This window comes from Paracoccus acridae (assembly GCF_014642735.1).
Classification (GTDB): Bacteria; Pseudomonadota; Alphaproteobacteria; order Rhodobacterales; family Rhodobacteraceae; genus Paracoccus; species Paracoccus acridae.
Genome location: NZ_BMIV01000005.1, coordinates 40,952 through 57,041 on the forward strand (window position 1 = coordinate 40,952; position 16,090 = coordinate 57,041).

At 69.3% G+C, this 16,090-nt stretch carries 18 protein-coding genes and 1 riboswitch; of the genes, 9 read left to right on the forward strand and 9 right to left on the reverse strand.

Going from position 1 to position 16,090, the window contains the following annotated elements:
- Genes thiS through thiD form a run of 3 tightly spaced genes read right to left on the reverse strand, consistent with a single transcriptional unit; the run spans position 1 to position 1,941 of the window.
- Positions 1–195 carry a sulfur carrier protein ThiS gene (thiS, locus tag IEX25_RS08900; protein ID WP_188714752.1) on the reverse strand — a complete coding sequence of 65 codons (195 nt, stop codon included), beginning with the start codon at positions 193–195 and terminating at the stop codon, positions 1–3.
- Positions 179–1,126 (reverse strand): FAD-dependent oxidoreductase, encoded by a 948-nt coding sequence (locus tag IEX25_RS08905; protein WP_188714754.1) that lies wholly within the window; start codon positions 1,124–1,126, stop codon positions 179–181. Before IEX25_RS08905 ends, thiS begins: the two co-directional genes overlap by 17 nt.
- Positions 1,123–1,941 carry a bifunctional hydroxymethylpyrimidine kinase/phosphomethylpyrimidine kinase gene (thiD, locus tag IEX25_RS08910; protein WP_188714756.1) on the reverse strand — a complete coding sequence of 273 codons (819 nt, stop codon included), beginning with the start codon at positions 1,939–1,941 and terminating at the stop codon, positions 1,123–1,125. Before thiD ends, IEX25_RS08905 begins: the two co-directional genes overlap by 4 nt.
- Before the next feature lie 82 nt (positions 1,942–2,023).
- Positions 2,024–2,130, reverse strand: a riboswitch (TPP riboswitch).
- A 112-nt stretch (positions 2,131–2,242) separates the two neighbouring features.
- Between thiD and ggt the strand changes: the two genes are divergently transcribed.
- Positions 2,243–4,045, forward strand: a complete 1,803-nt coding sequence (gene ggt / locus IEX25_RS08915) for a gamma-glutamyltransferase (RefSeq protein WP_188714758.1) — start codon at positions 2,243–2,245, stop codon at positions 4,043–4,045.
- A gap of 51 nt (positions 4,046–4,096) precedes the next feature.
- On the opposite strand, the gene IEX25_RS08920 is transcribed toward ggt, so the two are convergent.
- On the reverse strand, positions 4,097–4,666 hold the full coding sequence (locus IEX25_RS08920) for a PRC-barrel domain-containing protein (RefSeq protein ID WP_188714760.1): 570 nt from the start codon (positions 4,664–4,666) through the stop codon (positions 4,097–4,099).
- 205 nt (positions 4,667–4,871) lie between these two features.
- Here IEX25_RS08920 and IEX25_RS08925 point away from each other — a divergent pair, with 205 nt between their 5' ends.
- Genes IEX25_RS08925 through IEX25_RS08935 form a run of 3 tightly spaced genes read left to right on the forward strand, consistent with a single transcriptional unit; the run spans position 4,872 to position 7,022 of the window.
- Positions 4,872–6,227 (forward strand): hypothetical protein, encoded by a 1,356-nt coding sequence (locus tag IEX25_RS08925; protein WP_188714762.1) that lies wholly within the window; start codon positions 4,872–4,874, stop codon positions 6,225–6,227.
- Entirely contained in the window at positions 6,199–6,717 is a 519-nt protein-coding gene (locus IEX25_RS08930; protein ID WP_188714764.1) for a DUF2249 domain-containing protein, read from the forward strand. The genes IEX25_RS08925 and IEX25_RS08930 overlap by 29 nt, the downstream gene beginning before the upstream one ends.
- Positions 6,718–6,731: 14 nt before the next feature.
- Positions 6,732–7,022, forward strand: coding sequence for a metal-sulfur cluster assembly factor (locus IEX25_RS08935; protein ID WP_188714766.1), 291 nt, complete (start codon positions 6,732–6,734; stop codon positions 7,020–7,022).
- Between the two features lie 7 nt (positions 7,023–7,029).
- On the opposite strand, the gene IEX25_RS08940 is transcribed toward IEX25_RS08935, so the two are convergent.
- Complete coding sequence (locus IEX25_RS08940) at positions 7,030–8,244, reverse strand: NnrS family protein (protein WP_188714767.1); 1,215 nt, start codon at positions 8,242–8,244, stop codon at positions 7,030–7,032.
- 196 nt (positions 8,245–8,440) lie between these two features.
- Here IEX25_RS08940 and nirK point away from each other — a divergent pair, with 196 nt between their 5' ends.
- From nirK to IEX25_RS08965, 5 genes are all read left to right on the forward strand, one after another.
- Positions 8,441–9,580, forward strand: a complete 1,140-nt coding sequence (gene nirK / locus IEX25_RS08945; RefSeq protein ID WP_188714769.1) for a copper-containing nitrite reductase — start codon at positions 8,441–8,443, stop codon at positions 9,578–9,580.
- Between the two features lie 64 nt (positions 9,581–9,644).
- Entirely contained in the window at positions 9,645–10,457 is an 813-nt protein-coding gene (locus tag IEX25_RS08950; RefSeq protein ID WP_188714776.1) for an SUMF1/EgtB/PvdO family nonheme iron enzyme, read from the forward strand.
- Between the two features lie 58 nt (positions 10,458–10,515).
- Positions 10,516–11,226 (forward strand): Crp/Fnr family transcriptional regulator, encoded by a 711-nt coding sequence (locus IEX25_RS08955; protein WP_229665117.1) that lies wholly within the window; start codon positions 10,516–10,518, stop codon positions 11,224–11,226.
- Positions 11,227–11,327: 101 nt separating this feature from the next.
- Positions 11,328–11,765, forward strand: a complete 438-nt coding sequence (locus IEX25_RS08960) for a pseudoazurin (protein ID WP_188714782.1) — start codon at positions 11,328–11,330, stop codon at positions 11,763–11,765.
- Positions 11,766–11,865: 100 nt separating this feature from the next.
- Positions 11,866–12,582 carry a Crp/Fnr family transcriptional regulator gene (locus IEX25_RS08965; RefSeq protein WP_103172431.1) on the forward strand — a complete coding sequence of 239 codons (717 nt, stop codon included), beginning with the start codon at positions 11,866–11,868 and terminating at the stop codon, positions 12,580–12,582.
- On the opposite strand, the gene IEX25_RS08970 is transcribed toward IEX25_RS08965, so the two are convergent.
- From IEX25_RS08970 to IEX25_RS08985, 4 genes are read right to left on the reverse strand one after another with little or no spacing between them, the layout of a single operon-like run.
- Positions 12,575–12,814, reverse strand: coding sequence for a cytochrome C oxidase subunit IV family protein (locus IEX25_RS08970; protein ID WP_188714784.1), 240 nt, complete (start codon positions 12,812–12,814; stop codon positions 12,575–12,577). The two genes, IEX25_RS08965 and IEX25_RS08970, sit on opposite strands and share 8 nt — an antisense overlap.
- A 5-nt stretch (positions 12,815–12,819) precedes the next feature.
- Entirely contained in the window at positions 12,820–13,356 is a 537-nt protein-coding gene (locus tag IEX25_RS08975; protein WP_188714785.1) for a cytochrome c oxidase subunit 3, read from the reverse strand.
- Complete coding sequence (locus IEX25_RS08980) at positions 13,356–15,278, reverse strand: nitric oxide reductase activation protein NorD (protein ID WP_188714787.1); 1,923 nt, start codon at positions 15,276–15,278, stop codon at positions 13,356–13,358. Before IEX25_RS08980 ends, IEX25_RS08975 begins: the two co-directional genes overlap by 1 nt.
- Positions 15,279–15,282: 4 nt before the next feature.
- Entirely contained in the window at positions 15,283–16,086 is an 804-nt protein-coding gene (locus IEX25_RS08985) for a CbbQ/NirQ/NorQ/GpvN family protein (RefSeq protein WP_188715045.1), read from the reverse strand.
- Positions 16,087–16,090: the final 4 nt, after the last annotated feature.

Here is a 16,090-nt window from a genome sequence, read left to right on the forward strand (position 1 = left end):
TCAGCCCCCCTGCATGGGTGCCTGGGCCTCGATCCGGTCGCCGTCGCGGATCGGGGTCTGGTCGCGCAGCGCGGCAGGGACGAAGCTGCCGTTCAGGGCGGTGGCGATGTGGCCCGTGACGCCTGCCTGGGCCAGGGCATCGGCCAGGGTGGCGGCATTGGTGTGGCAGGGACTGCCGTTAAGAATGATCTGCATCCATGAACTCCGGTCTGGTTCCGTGTTGAAGGTGATCGGCGACCATGCGGGCGACGGCGGGGGCCAGCAGGAAGCCGTGGCGGTAAAGCCCGTTCGCATGAAGCGTGCCGCCGATCCGGCGAATGCGGGGCAGGTTGTCGGGAAAGGCGGGGCGGGCATCCGCGCCCAGTTCCAGAACCTCGGCCTCGGCCAGGGCGGGATGCAGCGCAAAGGCCGCGCCCAGCAGTTCCAGGACCGCGCGCACGGTCGGCGGGCCGCGCCGGTCGCTTTCCAGCATCGTCGCGCCCAGCATGAAGACCCCGTCCCCGCGCGGCACCAGGTAAAGCGGAATGCGCGGATGCAGCAGCCGCACGGGACGCGACAGCGTGACTTCGCGGCAGCGGATCACCACCATCTCTCCACGCACGCCGCGCAGGTCTGGCAAGGCGTCGCGGGCGGCAAGGCCCCGGCAGTCGATGATCCTGCCCGACAGGACCTCGGTCCGGGGCAGGCGGGCCGACAGGATGGACAGCGCCTGCCGGGGATCCAGATGCGCCTCGTCCGCGAAGAACAGGGCGCGCCCGAACCGGCCGGCCAGATCCGGTTCCAGGGCGGCCAGGCCCTGGTCGTCCAGCATCCGGTGCCCGGTGCTGCGCCGCGCGAAGCGGTCCAGGGACGCCCCGTCCCGCGCGGCGCTGACGACCAAGGTGCCGTTCCGGGACACCGGCACGCCCTGGCCCTGCCACCAGTCGGCCGAGGCAAGGCCGTGCCGGGTCACCGCTTCCTCGGCGCTTTCGCCTTCGCAATGGGGGGCCAGCATCCCGCCCGCCCACCAGGAACAGGCCTGCGGGCCGGGGGCGCCGTCGCGGACAGCCGCCGGGATGCCGCGCCGGGTCAGTTCCGTGGCGACGCACAGGCCCATCACGCCCCCGCCGATGACGGTGACGGTCACAGGGCAGCCTCGACAGGTTGCGGCCACAGCGCGTGGAAGTGATGCACCGGCCCATGCCCCCCTCCGATGGACAGATCGTCCGCGGCCCGGATCGCACGGTGCAGCCAGTCATGCGCCCGGCCCGCCGCATCCGCGGCCGGAAGCCCCTGCGCCAGTCCCGCCGCGATGGCCGAGGCCAGCGAACATCCCGTGCCATGCGTGTGCCGGGTGTCGATCCGCGCCGATGCGAAGCGCGCCACCCCGTCCGGCCCGACCAGAAGATCGGTGCAGTGGCTTCCCCCTGCATGACCGCCCTTCATCAGCACATGGCGCGGGCCAAGCGCGCAAAGCGCCCGGCCCTGCGTGATCGCCTGGGCGTCGGAACCGGCAGGGGCCTGGCCCAGCAGGCGCGCAGCCTCGGGCAGGTTGGGGGTCAGGACATGGGCCAGTGGCAGCAAATCGCGGATCAGCGCGGCCACGGCGTCCTCCGATGCCAGGACATCGCCCGACTTCGCGACCATGACCGGGTCCAGCACGACGGGGATGGCGCAACCGCGCAACGATGCCGCGACCGCGGAGACCGCCTCCGGCGACCCGATCATGCCGATTTTGATGGCATGGACGGCGATATCGTCCAGGACCGCGTCGATCTGGGCACGGATCAGGGCCGGGGGGACGGGATGGATCGCCGTCACGCGCCGGGTGTTCTGGGCGGTCACGGCCGTGACCACGCTGGCGGAATAAACGCCAAGCGCCGACAAGGTCTTGATATCCGCCTGCAATCCCGCGCCGCCGCCGCTGTCGGATCCGGCAATGGTCAGAATGGTCCTGGTCATGTCCCTTCCCCTTTTCTGTCGCATCCGGGACATGCGAGGGGGGACGGGGCGGCAGACAGGCGGATCGGTCCGGCGGACGACGCATGTCAGCCTATCCGTTCCCTCCGCCGGCATGACCCGGATCAGGTTCGATGGGTCGGTGCGCATTGCACCTCTCAGCCCCGCGACGGGACGCCCCAACGGATAGTGTTGGCAGGAACCCTAGCGGCGTCGGGGGCGAGCGTCCAGCGGGAAAACCCCGCGGCTTGCGCCATTCGCCCCGGGGGCGCACAGTGGGTCATCGAAACGCAGGGAGGCGGGTATGAAACAATCGGCAGTTGCGGTCGCGCTGTTCCTGGGCGGGTCCGCCATGGCCTTTGCCCAGCAGGCCACCGACGCGGTGGCGCCCGAGGCGGCGTCGGGTTCCGACGTCCAGGCCGACGATTTCGGCCCGCTGACCCAGGCCGCGCGCGATGCGCTTGACGCCAAGGCGCGGGGCGAACCCGTCGCCGGGCAGGACTGGATGATCAGCGCGGCCCATCCCCTGGCGTCCGAGGCGGGCGCCAAGGTCCTGGCCGCCGGCGGCAGCGCGGCCGACGCCATGGTCGCGGTGCAGGTGGTGCTGGGCCTGGTCGAGCCGCAAAGCTCGGGCCTGGGGGGCGGGGCCTTTCTGGTCTGGCACGACGCCGAAACGGGCGAGCTGACCACGCTGGACGGCCGCGAGACCGCCCCCATGGCGGCCACGCCCAGGCTGTTTCTGGACGGGGAAGGCCAGCCGCTGGACTTCATGGAGGCGGTGGTGGGCGGCCTGTCGGTCGGCACCCCCGGCACGCCCGCCCTGCTGGAGGCCGCGCATCGCAAATGGGGCCGCGCGAATTGGGCGGGCCTGTTCGACGACGGCATAGGCCTGGCCGAGGAAGGCTTCACCGTCTCTCCGCGCCTGGCGACGCTGGTGGCCGAGGAAGGCGAGGCGTTGCAGGCCCATCCCGCGACGACCGCCTATTTCTTTCCAGATGGCCAGCCGGTCGCGGCGGGGGCAAGGCTGACCAACCCGGCCTATGCCGAAACCCTGCGCCGCCTGGCATCCGAGGGCGCGGCGGGATTTTACCACGGCGGCGTCGTGGAAGGCATCGTCGCGGCCGTGCGCGACGCCGGCAATCCCGGCCTGCTGTCCATGCAGGATCTGGCGGGTTACCGGGTGGTCGAACGCCCGGCCGTCTGCGTCGAATATCGCAGCCATGATGTCTGCGGCATGGGGCCGCCGTCATCGGGCGGGCTGACCGTGGGGCAGATCCTGGGGATGCTGGGCGGATACGACCTGGCCGCGCTGGGGGCGGAAAGCCCCGAAAGCTGGCGGCTGATCGGCGATGCGTCCCGCCTGGCCTTTGCCGACCGCGGGCGGTTCATGGCCGACAGCGACCATGTGCCGATGCCGACGCAGGGGCTGATCGACCCGGCCTATCTGGCGGAACGGGGCAAGCTGCTGGGGGGCGACGACAGCCTGCCCGAGGTCAGCGCGGGCCAGCCCGGCTGGTCCCATGCCATGCTGTGGGGACAGGACGCATCGCCCGAACTGCCATCCACCACGCATATCTCGATCGTGGACAGTTATGGCAACGCCTTGTCGATGACCACCACGATCGAGAACGGCTTCGGATCCCGCATCATGACCGGGGGCTTCCTTCTGAACAACGAACTGACTGATTTCAGCTTCGAGACCCATGACGCGGACGGCTGGCCCATCGCCAATGCTGTGGCGCCGGGCAAGCGGCCCCGGTCCTCGATGGCGCCCACCATCGTGCTGAAGGACGGGTCGCCGGTGATGGTGATCGGATCGCCGGGTGGCAGCCGGATCATCGGCTATGTCGCCCGCGCCATCATCGCCCATCTGGACTGGGGCATGGACATCCAGGCCGCCCTGGCCGCGCCCAACATCGTGAACCGCTTCGGCCCCATGGATGTCGAGGCCGGGCTGCCTGCCACCCTGACGCAGGGCTTGGCCGACATGGGGTTCGAGTTGAACGAAACGGACCTGACATCGGGCCTGCAGGGCATCGTGATCGGGCCTGACGGGCTGACGGGCGGCGCCGACCCGCGGCGGGAAGGGATCGCGCTGGGCGGCTGACACGAAAAAGGGCGCGCTGTCGCGCGCCCCTTGCCGGAACGGGACGGGGTCTTATTCGTCCATCCATTCGAATTCCGGCGCGTTTTCCAACGCTTCCTGGTTGGCGGTGAAGACGATGAAGTATTCGTCTTCCGAATCCCCGTCGCGGATGACCTGCAACTGGTCCATCGACACGGCCACGGTCCGTTCGCCCAGGCCCAGGAAGCCGCCGATATCGGTCAGAACCGCCTTGACCTGGCCGTCCTGGCTCAGCACCAGGTCGCTGATTTCGCCGATGTCGTCCCAGTTCTCGTCCGCCTCGTTGATGGTGGCGTTGGTGTCCACATCGGCTTCCGACGCATAAAGACGCTTGCCGATGAAGGTTTCGGCCGACATGTCGCCCGCCATCGCGGTATAGCCGAAGCCCATCTCGCCCGCGGCGCCGCCGGCCGGCATCGTGGTGGTCGCGGTGGCGTCGGCAGGCGCGGCGGCGGTGCCCTCGGTCGTCATCGGCGCATCCGTTGTGGCGGGCGCGGTGGTGGCATCGGTCGCGGGTGCGGTCGTGGCATCGGTTGCCGTTTGCGCCATGGCGGGTGCGGCAAGCATGGCGACAAGGGCGGTCGAGGCGAGCAGCTTGGTCATGGTCAATCTCCGGTTCTTGTTTGCATTTTCGGTGTCCGGCATGAGCCGGCTGTTCAGACAACAGGCGGGGCGGGCCAAGGTTCCCACACGATCCCGGCAACGGCGTCCACGCGGCGGATCGCAAATGCGCGGCCTCTTTGCGTTCGATCAACGACGTCGTGCCCAGGGTGCAGGATGCTGTCCGTCACGGTTTCGGGGGTCCGACATGCTGGGCAAGGCGCTTTCACGATGGACATTGGCTTGGTTCGCCTCGGGTCTGGCGTTTCTGCTGGCGGCCCTGGCGATGGCTGCGTTCGGCCTTGCCGGACCGGGCCGCTGGTCCGAGGGTTGGGCCCTGGCGGCGGTCCATCTGTTCGCCCTGGGCTGGCTGTGCCAGATGATGCTGGGATCGCTGATCCAGTTCGTTCCGGTCCTGACCGCCCGGCCCCTTGTCCTGCCCCGGCTGGCGCTGCCCGCGCTGGTTCTGTGCGGCGCGGGCACGCTGTCGCTGGCAGGGGGCTTTCTGGCGCTGGAGGGCTGGCCCACGGGCGCGCTGCTGGCGATGGGGCCGGTGCTGCTGGGGCTGGCCTTCGGGCTGGCGATGCTGATGCTGGGGGGCACGCTGATCGCCGCGCGAGCCTGGCGCACGGGGGACGGATCCACGGTGCTGCTTGCGCTTCTGGCGCTGCCGCTGCTGTGGGCGACGGGTGCGGGCATGGGCTGGGCCTTCGGCGGCATTGCCTGGGGCGCGGCCCTGCTGCCCGACGGGCTGTCCCTGCATGTGCTGCTGGGCGCGGGCTTATGGCTGACGCTGGCGGGTATGGGGGTCAGCTATCGCCTGTTTCCGATGTTCCTGATCGCCCCTGACCGAAGCGGCCCCCTGCGCCGCGCGGCGCTGATTGCGGCCGTTCTTGCCCTGGTGCTGTTGCTTGGCGCGCTTGGCGTGCTGCTGGCGGGCGGCGATCCCTTGCCTTTGACCGCGGGTTGCGGCCTGGCCTGCACGCTTGCGACGGGGCTGTATCTGGCCGAGATCCGCCGCATCTGGCAAAGCCGCCGCGCCCCCGTGCCCGAGACGAACATGCAATGGAGCCGCGCGGCCCTGGGCTTCCTGGCCATGGCCGCCCTGCTGACCGCCCCCGGGCTGATCCTGGGCGGGCCTTGGGCCGAGGCGGCGATCTTCGTGGCCCTTGCGGGGTGGCTGTCCACGCTGACGCTGGCCCAGATGGTCAAGATCACCAGCTTCCTGACCTGGATCCAGGTCTTCGCCCCCCTGATCGGGCGCGCGAAGGTGCCGATGGTCCATGACCTGACCGACGCCCGCGCCGCCGGGCGCAGCCTGGCGCTGTGGGTCGCGGGCGTCCTTGCCGGCACGCTGGCCCTAGCCCTTCAGGTTCCGGCGCTGTTCGACATGGCGGCCCTTGCGCTTTTGCTTGCGGCGCTGCTGCATGGGCGCGAACTGATCGCGATCCGCCGCCTGCGTCACCTTTCCGAAACGGCGCGTCCCGCAGGATTGCCGCCGATGATCCTTCCCCCGACCGACCGGAGATCCCACCATGACATCCCCCGCCCCGCATCGGCTTGACGTGCGCCCCTCGCTGGCCCAGGGCCAGGATCCCTTTGCGCTGATCATGCAGGCCGTGGACGGCCTTCAGCCGGGCCAGCCCCTGCTGCTGATCGCGCCGTTCCGGCCGGTGCCCCTGTTCAACGTGATGGCCAACCGGGGCTTTTCGGCGCGCGACCGGCAATTGCCCGATGGCGGCTGGCAGGTGGAATTCACCCCCGTCGCGGGCGAGACGGTCGAGGAAGGCCTGGCCCCTGGATCGGCGTCGGGCGCGGCGCTGTGGCCCGATCCGGCCCGGACGCTGGACCTGTCGGGCCTAATGCCGCCCGAGCCGATGGTGCGCATCCTGGAAACCATCGACCGCATGGCGCCGGGCGAGGTGCTGTTCGCCACGCTTGACCGCGAACCGATGTTCCTGTTCCCCGAACTGGCGATGCGCCATCACGAATGGGCGGGAAACTTCGCGACGGACGGCGCGACCTATCGGCTGCTGGTGCGGCGCGGGATCTGAAAGGGGGGACGGACATGGCCGACTTGCATGATCGTGTTCGCGACAGGCTGCGGACCGTGCTGGACCCGGAAACCGGCCGCGATCTGGTGGCCATGGGAATGATCTATGCCATCGACGTGCAGGGCGGCCATGTCCGGGTGCAGATGACGACCACCACGCGCGGCTGCCCCCTGGCGGATTTCCTGCGCCTGGGGGTCGAGACGGCGTTGCAATCGCTGGAAGGCGTGGCATCCGTGGATGTGCGGCTGGTCTGGGAACCGGCCTGGACGCCGGACCGGATGGAGCCGGTCCGGGCAGGGGCCTGAGGCCCCGTCAGGCACGCGCCGCCTGCAACCGTCCCGCCTGGCGGCGTTGCAGGACCAGCATCGCGCCGTGTTCCGCGACGAACAGCCCGAAGGACAGGATCCACAACAGGCCCGCGGCCTCCATCAGGCCCGCCGATCCGGTCAGGTCGGCCAGGGGGCGCGCCAGGGCGGCTGCGAACAGGCACAGATAGGACAGCGTGGTCACGCGCGAGGCGGTCAGGTCGCGCCCGGTATGCCCGCGCGTGGCGCGCGTCATCACGGCCAGCATCATGGTGCCGATCACCCCCACCGTCAGCACATGCAGCGCCGATGCCGCCTGCACGATCCCCAGGGCCGATGCCGTGACGGCCAGGAAGCCCAGCGGCACGAAGGCATAGGACAGATGCAGCACCCACAGCAGCGGCTCCGGGCGGGTGGCAAGCCCCCGCCACCGGGCCAGCCGGGCGGCGTTCAGCCCGGCGGCCAGGGCGCAGCCCAGGGCGGCGGGCGAGGTTTCGGGGGCAACCGTCCAGGTGCCAAGCGCCAGGGCGGAGGCGATGATCACCCCCATGTCGAAGCGGTCATGGGGCACGGGCATCGCCTTGGCCCCCTGCCGGTTCAGCCAGTTGCGGGTGAAGCTGGGGATGATGCGTCCGCCGATGATCAGCACCAGCATCACATATCCCGCCACCGCCGCGCGCATCCACAGCGCCGGATCGCCGCCCAGAAGCGCCGCCGCGTGAAAGCCCAGGTTGCCCGCCATGATCGCCGCGACGCCCCCCAGGACCTTGAGGTCGTTCCACTTGCGGCCCGCCACGATCTCTCGGGCGGCGATGGCCAGCAGCAGGGGCAGGAAGGCGGCGTCGATCAGCGCCGCGACCCAAGTCCCGGTCAGCGCCGCCGCAGCCATCGCCACGCGGCCCGCCGCCCAGACCGAGAACAGCCCGATCAGCGCACGGCCCGACACCGGCAGGCTGCCGGTCCAGTTCGGGATCGCGGTCAGCAGGAAGCCCGCCAGCACCGCGGGGGCAAAGCCGAAGACCATCTCATGCGCGTGCCACAGGGGGGCGCCGTAACCCCCGCCCAGGGGCAAGCCGTGGATCAAGGCCGCGATCCACAGCACCATGGCGACGACCGCCCAGACGGCGCCGCCCAGAAAGAAGGGCCGGAACCCGTATGACCACAGCGCGGCGCCGTCGGGCCGCAGGCCTCGGGGGATTCGGGGACGTTTCGCATCGGTCATGGCGCATTCCTTTCGTCGCTCTCACCTGACCGATAGGCCGGAAAAGCGCCCGATCTTTGCGTTGCCGCAAGCATCGGGACGAATGGGCGGCACTTGGTTGATCCAGCACAACGTTTGGCGGGACGTGGCGTGGCAATCTTCACTCAACCGGGATGAACCGGGTTCGATCAGTCATCGAGTACAAGGGAAACCAGCCATGACCAACCTGTCCGTCAGCCGCCGCACGATCCTTGCAGGCGCCGCCATCGCTGGCGCGCTGAGCCAGGTGCGCGTCGCCGCCGCCGAAACCGCCGAGGCCGCCAAGGTGCTGACCCCCGCCACCGCCCTGGACGTGGACAGCCTGCCGCGCGTCAAGGTGGACCTGGTCGATCCGCCCTTCGTCCACGCCCATGACCAGGTCGCGACCGGCGGCCCGAAGGTGGTCGAGTTCACGATGAACATCATCGAGAAGAAGATCGCCCTGGACGACAATGGCGCCGAATACTGGGCATCCACCTTCAACGGCACCGTGCCCGGCCCGCTGATGGTGGTCCACGAAGGCGATTATGTCGAACTGACCCTGATCAACCCGCCCTCGAACGAGCTGATGCACAACATCGACTTCCACAGCGCGACCGGCGCCCTGGGCGGGGGCGCGCTGACCCAGGTGAACCCCGGCGAACGCTGCGTGCTGCGCTTCAAGGCCACCAAGCCGGGCGTCTTTGTCTATCACTGCGCTCCTCCGGGCATGGTGGCCTGGCACGTCGTGTCGGGCATGAACGGCGCCATCATGGTGCTGCCGCGCGACGGGCTGAAGGACCGCGACGGCAAGCTGGTCAGCTATGACAAGGTCTATTACATCGGCGAGCAGGACTTCTATGTGCCGCGCGACGAGGCGGGCAACTGGAAGACCTATGACAGCCCCGGCGAAAGCTACGAAGATGTCGTGACCGTCATGAAGACCCTGACGCCGACCCATGTGGTCTTCAACGGCGGCGTGGGCGCCCTGACCGGCGACAATGCGTTGACCGCGAATGTCGGGGAAACGGTGGCCTTCGTCCACAGCCAGGCCAATCGCGACACCCGGCCCCACCTGATCGGCGGGCATGGCGATTACGTCTGGGCCACGGGCAAGTTCAACAACCCCCCCGAAACCGGCCTTGAAACCTGGTTCATCCCGGGCGGCACGGCGGGCCTGATGGTCTATACCTTCGAACAGCCGGGCGTTTACGCCTATGTGAACCACAACCTGATCGAGGCCTTCGAGCTTGGCGCGGCAGCCCATGTGGTCGTCAAGGGCGACTGGAACGACGATCTGATGAAGCAGGTCGTGGCCCCCACCGCCGCCGGCGCCTGACTGCGACACCGCCGCCCGCGCATCCCGCGCGGGCGGCACCTTTTCCTGACGCAGGGCGAAGACCATGCACGCGACCGCCTTCATGCTGGCCGGGGCCGTTGCCGGCGCCTTGGGCCTGACCCTGTGGCCGCAGGACCGTCGCGACCTGCCCGACCTGCCCCGGATGGTGCGCCTTGATCCCCGGCCTTTCGAACACCGCCTGGACGGCGACTGGCGGCAGGCGGGCCGGTCCACCGACGCCCCCATCCGAACCACGCAGCTTCCCGCCCCGGTCGAGATCATGGAAACCCCCGTCAGCACCGGGCAGTGGCTGGATTGCGTGGCGGCAGGCGCCTGCCTGCCCCCCGGCGGTCCCACCGATCGGCCCGACCTGCCGGTGACGGGGATCAGCTGGCTGGACGCGGTGGCCTTTGCCGAATGGCTGTCTGAACGGACCGGCCAGACCTGGCGGCTGCCTTCCGACGCCGAATGGGCCTTTGCCGCGGCCGAGATGTTTCGCGACGACGCGCTTGGCGTGGAAGCCGATCCCGACAACCCGGCCGTGCTTTGGCTGGCGGAATACGCGGCCGACGCGGCCCGCAGCCGCGACCTGGACCGGGAGATCCGCCCGGTGGGCAGCCTGAACGTCAATTCGCGCGGCATCCGCGACATCGGGGGCGCGGTCTGGGAATGGACCTCGACCTGCCTGCGCCGGGTCGATCTGGACGCCGAAGGCCGGATCCAGCGGCAGGACGAGACCTGCGGCATCTTCATCGTCGAGGGGCTGCATCGCGCCGCCGTGGCCGATTTCGTCCGCGATCCGAAATCGGGCGGCTGTTCCGTGGGCGTGCCGCCCGCCAACCTGGGCTTCCGCCTTGTCCGAGAGGTGGCAGGCTGACCGATATTCCCGAAAGCTTTGCGTCCCTTGTCGTTTTGCGGCACACACGGAGAAACCCATGGTGAAGGCGCAAGACGTGGCCGTTGACATATCCCAGGTCCGCAACCTGCCCTTGTTCCGGCAGATGGAGCCCGCCGCCCTGTCGCGGCTGATGGCCCGCGCCACGCCGCGCCGGGTTCTGCCGGGCGGCCTTGTCTTCGAACAGGGCGCGCAGGCGGTGGCCTTCTATCTGCTGCTGCACGGGCGGCTGAAGGTGACGCAGGTCACGCCCGACGGCCAGCAGGTCATGGTCCGCGTCGTCCATCCGGGCGACCTGTTCGGCTTTGCCCGCGCCCTGGCCCGGCCCGACTATCCGGGCACCGCGCGCGCCGCCGTCGAATCCATCGTGGTCGGCTGGCCCATGGCCGACTGGGACGCGGTGGTGGAAAACAACCCCCGCCTGGCCATCAACGCCATGCAGACCATCGGGCAGCGCCTGGACGAGGCCCATACCCGCCTGCGCGAGATGTCCACCCAAGAGGTCGAGCGCCGCGTGGCGCATGCCGTCCTGCGCCTGGCCGAAAAGGCCGGCCGGATCGAGGCCGCGGGCACCCGCATCGACTTTCCCATCACCCGCCAGGACATTGCCGAGATGACGGGCACAACGCTGCACACCGTGTCGCGCCTGCTGTCCTCATGGGAGGCGCAGGGCCTGGTCGAGGGCGGGCGACAGAAGCTGACCGTCGTCGATGCCGAGGGTTTGGCGCGCATCGCCGATCCTTCGGAGTAAACGCCCTGCTCTTTGCGTTATGTCAAAGTAGAAGGGGGACCGGGGGGCTAATTCCTGACCAGCGGGTTCAACAATCGACCCGCAGACTCAGGAGATAACAGATGAAACGCGCATTCTTCCTTGCAGCCCCCGCCCTTGTCCTGGCCCTCGCAGGCACCGCCTTCGCGGCCGAACACGAGGTCCACATGCTGAACAAGGGCGAGGCCGGAATGATGGTGTTCGAACCCGCCTATGTGAAGGCCGAGCCGGGCGACGTGATCCGCTTCGTGCCCACCGACAAGAGCCACAACGTCGAAGCGATCAAGGAGATCCTGCCCGAGGGCGTCGAGACCTTCAAAAGCAAGATCAACGAGGAATATGCGCTGACCGTGACCGAGCCCGGCCTTTACGGCGTCAAATGCACCCCGCATTACGCGATGGGCATGGTGGGGCTGATCCAGGTGGGCGATGCGCCCGCGAACCTGGACGCCGCCAAGACCGCCAAGATGTCGAAAAAGGCGCGCGAGCGCATGGACGCGGAAATCGCCCAGGTCCAGTGACCGTTTATCCCGATGGGGCGGCGCTTGCCGCCCCAGGGCCGATCCGGGGCGGCGGCTGCCACCGCACCCCGGTTTCCCTTTTTCAGGAAGGACCGTTCCGATGAGCCTGAAACTGTCCGCCGCGCAGCGCCAGATCGCCTGCCAGTCGCGGCTTTTCGCAACCCTGCCGCCGGAACTGCGCGACGGGCTGCTGGACGCGGCCCATCTGGTGCAGTTGCGGCGCGGGCAGGTCCTGTTCCAGCATGGCGACGACGCCCAGGCGATCCATATCGTCGCGGATGGCTGGATGAAGCTTTACCGCATCGCCCCCAACGGGGCCGAGGCGGTGGTGGGCGTGATGACGCGCGGCCAAAGCTTTGGCGAGCCGATCGCGCTGCGCCGCGCCGCCTATCCGGTATCGGCCGAGGCAACGACGGCCTGCGACCTGGTCGCGGTGCCCGCGCGGGCCTTTCTCGACATGCTGCAGACCCGACCCGAGGCGGCGATTTCCATCCTGTCGGCGACCTTCATGCACCTGCAGGGCCTGGTCGAGCAGATCGAGCAGCTGAAGGCCCGGTCCGGCGCGCAGCGGGTGGCGGAATTCCTCCTGGAACTCTGCCCCGAGGGCGCGGAAAGCGCCACGGTGGTCCTGCCCTATGACAAGGCGCTGATCGCGGGCCGCTTGGGCATGAAGCCCGAAAGCCTGTCCCGTGCCTTTGCCAAGCTGCGCGAGTTAGGTGTCAAGGTGAACCAATCGAGCGCCGCGATCTCGTCCGTGTCGCGCCTTCAGGATCTGGCCCAGGCCGATGCGTTCGGGGCCATGAGCAAGGTCATCTGACCGCAGTCAAAGCCCAGACCAGGCACAGCCACAATCCCAGCGGCACCAGGAAGGCCGACAGCCATCCCGGCGCGCGGTCCAGGTGCAGGAACCCGCCCAGGATCGCGCGCGACTTGGCCCAGGCCAGGGCCAGCAGCCCGGCTGCGGCGATGCGCCCGTCGGCGGCGGCAAGCGCGGTGGTCGCCAGGATCAGGGCGATCAGCACCAGCCAGTTGCGGGTCAGCCGGTCCATCATCGTCACCCCAGCAGATAGATGGGCGGCAGGATCAGCACCCAGACCAGATCGACCATGTGCCAGAACATCGCCCCCGCCTGCACCGCATCGGGCCTGGCGCGGATGGCGACCATCGCCAGCAAGACCACGCCCGCCGCCACATGGGCCGCGTGAAAGCCCGTCAGCAGGAAATAGAAGGTGAAGAAGGGATGGGCGTCGATGCCGATCCCCGCCGACAGGTCATGGGCGTATTCCACGCCCTTCACGGCCAGGAAGACCGCGCCGCCAAGCGCCGCCAGCATCAGCCCCCGCCGCGCCCCGCGCCGGTCGCCCCCTGCCGCCGCGCGTTCGGCGCGGGCGGCGAACAGCCCGGACGTGACCAGCACGACCGTGTTCAGCGCCGCCATCCGCCCGTCCAGCATGGCCTGCGCATCCGCAAAGCCCGTCGGATCGGTCAGGCGCATGGCCGACATGGCAGTGATGCCAGCCGCGAAGACCAGGATCTCGGACCCGATCAGGATCCACATGATCAACTCGCCCGGCAGGTCCTCCAGGTCCATCACATCACCAGCTGGCGATAGATCTGGGGCAGGGTGCCGATCAGCCGGTCGGGGTCGCGGATCACGGAAAAGCCGCCCTGGCCGAAGATGCGCGGGAACCAGCTTTGCGCGCCCTTGTCGATGGTGATGCCGAAGACCGAATGGCCCGCCCGCCGCGCCTCGCGCACGGCCATGGCGCTGTCCTCGATGCCGTGGCGGCCTTCGTAATGGTCCAGGTCGTTGGGCTTGCCGTCGGTGATGACGATCATCAGCCGCCGCGACCGGCCTTCCTTGGCAAGACCTGCCGAGGCATGGCGGATCGCCGCGCCCAGCCTTGTATAGAAGCCGGGGCGCAGGGCATGGATGCGGGCCTCGATCCGCTGGGCCATGGGTTCGTCGAAGGACTTGCAGTCATGGATCCAGACCCTGTCGCGCTTGAGCGAGGAGAACCCCTGGATCGCGAAGCGGTCGCCGCAGGCGTCCAGGCCCCAGGCAAGCGCGGTCAGCGCCTCGCGCGCGATGTCGATGACGGGGCGTCCGGTCACGGCGCTTTCGGTCGAACGCGAGACGTCCAGCAGGATCGACACGGCAAGGTCGCGGTCTTCCGGCCGGGCTTGGCGCCAGATGCGGTCGCTGCCGCGACCCGATGCGCGCAGGTCGGTGACGGACCGCAGCGTGGCGTCCAGATCCAGGTCGTCGCCATCCGGCTGGGCATGGCGGATCAGCCGGGCCGGGCGGAGGGCCTGGAACTGGCGGCGCACCGCGTCGATCCGGCGGCGGGCGGCAGGGTCGGCGATGCCCGCGTAATCGGGCGCGGGTTCGACGGGGGCTGCCAGCACGCGGCAATGATCGGGCATCCAGACGCCGCCCCGCGCCTCCCATTCGGGATAGGTGTGCTTGCCCGCGACCCGTTCGCGGTCCACATCCTCGGGCGCGAGATCCAGGTGCAGCTTCAGCTTGGTGGCCGGCGCCTTGCTGATCTGGCCCAGCACGATCTCCTCGTGGTCGTCGGCGGCCTTCTTGGCATTGTCCAGGTCGTCGTCTTCCACCCGGCGGTTGATGTTCAGCATCTCGGCCCAGGTCAGCATGGCCTCGAACTTGTAAAGGATCAGGCTGTCCTTGCGTTCGGCCTGGTCGGCCTTGATCCGCCGCGTCTTGCGGGCGGTGCCGTCGCCGGATTCCTCGGGCGTGCCGTCGGTGGGCAGGCTTGCCACGTCGGAGGCGATGCCGCTGGTCAACCCGCGCAGGTCGGGCCACATGGGCACGGGCAGCATCGGCCGGTATCCGCGCGGGGCGCGCCAATGGACAGGGGGGCTGTCCAGGCCCGCCAGCAGCCCGGCATGGACTCGGGCCGGATCGCCCAGCAGGTGCCGGATCAAGGATTCCACGCCAGCCTCGGCCCCCGACAGGTTCGGGCGGATGCGATCGGCCAGATGGGCCGCGCAAAGCCGTGCCCATGTGGCGCGCAGGCCGGGCGCAGATTGCAGCGTGGCGCGGGTCATGGCCCGGCCCGCGCGGATCGCGGCCAGGTCGGCCAGGAAGGGATCCCCTTGGGCCACGAAATCCGGCGCATGGGCCGATGCGGCGGCCAGCCACAGGAACAGCGCCTCGTTGTCGGCCTTGTCGGGAAAGACCGCCAGTTCCACCGGCAGGCGCAGCGATCCGCCGTCGAAGCTGGCGCGGGCCAGGTGTTCGGTCTCGAACGCCAGCTTGCGGCGCAGGGATATGCGGTGCCGGCTGGCTTGGTCGGCCACCGGCTTCAGTTCCACATCGGCCGCCCCGCCAAGCCCGCGGAACAGCACGGCGATGCGGCCGCGCATGTCGTCGAAGCGCACCGCCGCATCGGGATAGCGGCGCGGCGGATCCATGCGCGAGGCCAGGAAGTGCCAGATCTTGCCGACGCTTTCCTCGGGCTCCCAGGGGGCGATCTCGATATGGCCCATGGCGTCAGCCCATCACCGCGACGACCAGATCCATCAGTCCCGCGCGGATGTCGGCATCGTCGGTCAGGGGTTCGATCATGGCGGCGCGGATGGCGCGGTCCATCGACATGCCGCCCGCGATCAGAGTGGCGGCATAGACCACCAGGCGGGTGGACACGCCTTCCTCCAGATCCTGGCCCTTCAGCCCGCGCAGCTTGTTCGCCAGCCGCACCAGCAGGGATACGCGGTCGCCGTCCAGCCCGCTTTCGCGCACCACAACGGGGATTTCATGTTCGGGCTTGGGGAAGGTGAATTCCACCGACAGGAAGCGCTGCCGGGTCGAGGGTTTCAGCGTCTTCATGATGTTCTGGTAGCCGGGGTTGTAGGACGCCACCAGCATGAAGCCGGGGGCCGCCTGCAACTCCTCTCCGGTGCGGTCGATGGGCAGGATGCGGCGGTCGTCGGTCAGGGGATGCAGGACCACGGCCACGTCCTTGCGGGCCTCGACCACCTCGTCCAGATAGCAGATCGCGCCTTCGCGCACGGCCCGCGTCAGGGGGCCGTCCACCCAGACGGTTTCCCCGCCCTTCAGCAGGTATCGCCCGATCAGGTCGGCCGCCGACAGGTCGTCATGGCAGGCGACCGTGTAGAGCGGCCGCCCCAGACGCGCTGCCATATGGGCCACGAAGCGGGTCTTGCCGCAGCCCGTGGGGCCTTTCAGCAGCAGGGGCAGGTTTTTCGCGAAGGCCGCCGCGAAGATGTCGCATTCGTCGGCCTGGGGCAGGTAGAAGGGGGCATCAAGCCCCCCGATGTTGAAGGTTCCATCCATCGTC

Bases quoted from the DNA above. Each gene is read 5' to 3' on its own strand.
- nirK (WP_188714769.1), top strand. From the start codon at position 8,441: ATGACCAACCTGTCCGTCAGCCGCCGCACGATCCTTGCAGGCGCCGCC.
- IEX25_RS08980 (WP_188714787.1), bottom strand. From the start codon at position 15,278: ATGGGCCATATCGAGATCGCCCCCTGGGAGCCCGAGGAAAGCGTCGGC.
- ggt (WP_188714758.1), top strand. From the start codon at position 2,243: ATGAAACAATCGGCAGTTGCGGTCGCGCTGTTCCTGGGCGGGTCCGCC.
- IEX25_RS08985 (WP_188715045.1), bottom strand. From the start codon at position 16,086: ATGGATGGAACCTTCAACATCGGGGGGCTTGATGCCCCCTTCTACCTG.
- IEX25_RS08960 (WP_188714782.1), top strand. From the start codon at position 11,328: ATGAAACGCGCATTCTTCCTTGCAGCCCCCGCCCTTGTCCTGGCCCTC.
- IEX25_RS08970 (WP_188714784.1), bottom strand. From the start codon at position 12,814: ATGGACCGGCTGACCCGCAACTGGCTGGTGCTGATCGCCCTGATCCTG.
- IEX25_RS08950 (WP_188714776.1), top strand. From the start codon at position 9,645: ATGCACGCGACCGCCTTCATGCTGGCCGGGGCCGTTGCCGGCGCCTTG.
- IEX25_RS08940 (WP_188714767.1), bottom strand. From the start codon at position 8,244: ATGACCGATGCGAAACGTCCCCGAATCCCCCGAGGCCTGCGGCCCGAC.
- IEX25_RS08925 (WP_188714762.1), top strand. From the start codon at position 4,872: ATGCTGGGCAAGGCGCTTTCACGATGGACATTGGCTTGGTTCGCCTCG.
- IEX25_RS08920 (WP_188714760.1), bottom strand. From the start codon at position 4,666: ATGACCAAGCTGCTCGCCTCGACCGCCCTTGTCGCCATGCTTGCCGCA.
- thiD (WP_188714756.1), bottom strand. From the start codon at position 1,941: ATGACCAGGACCATTCTGACCATTGCCGGATCCGACAGCGGCGGCGGC.
- thiS (WP_188714752.1), bottom strand. From the start codon at position 195: ATGCAGATCATTCTTAACGGCAGTCCCTGCCACACCAATGCCGCCACC.
- IEX25_RS08930 (WP_188714764.1), top strand. From the start codon at position 6,199: ATGACATCCCCCGCCCCGCATCGGCTTGACGTGCGCCCCTCGCTGGCC.
- IEX25_RS08935 (WP_188714766.1), top strand. From the start codon at position 6,732: ATGGCCGACTTGCATGATCGTGTTCGCGACAGGCTGCGGACCGTGCTG.
- IEX25_RS08965 (WP_103172431.1), top strand. From the start codon at position 11,866: ATGAGCCTGAAACTGTCCGCCGCGCAGCGCCAGATCGCCTGCCAGTCG.
- IEX25_RS08975 (WP_188714785.1), bottom strand. From the start codon at position 13,356: ATGGACCTGGAGGACCTGCCGGGCGAGTTGATCATGTGGATCCTGATC.
- IEX25_RS08955 (WP_229665117.1), top strand. From the start codon at position 10,516: ATGGTGAAGGCGCAAGACGTGGCCGTTGACATATCCCAGGTCCGCAAC.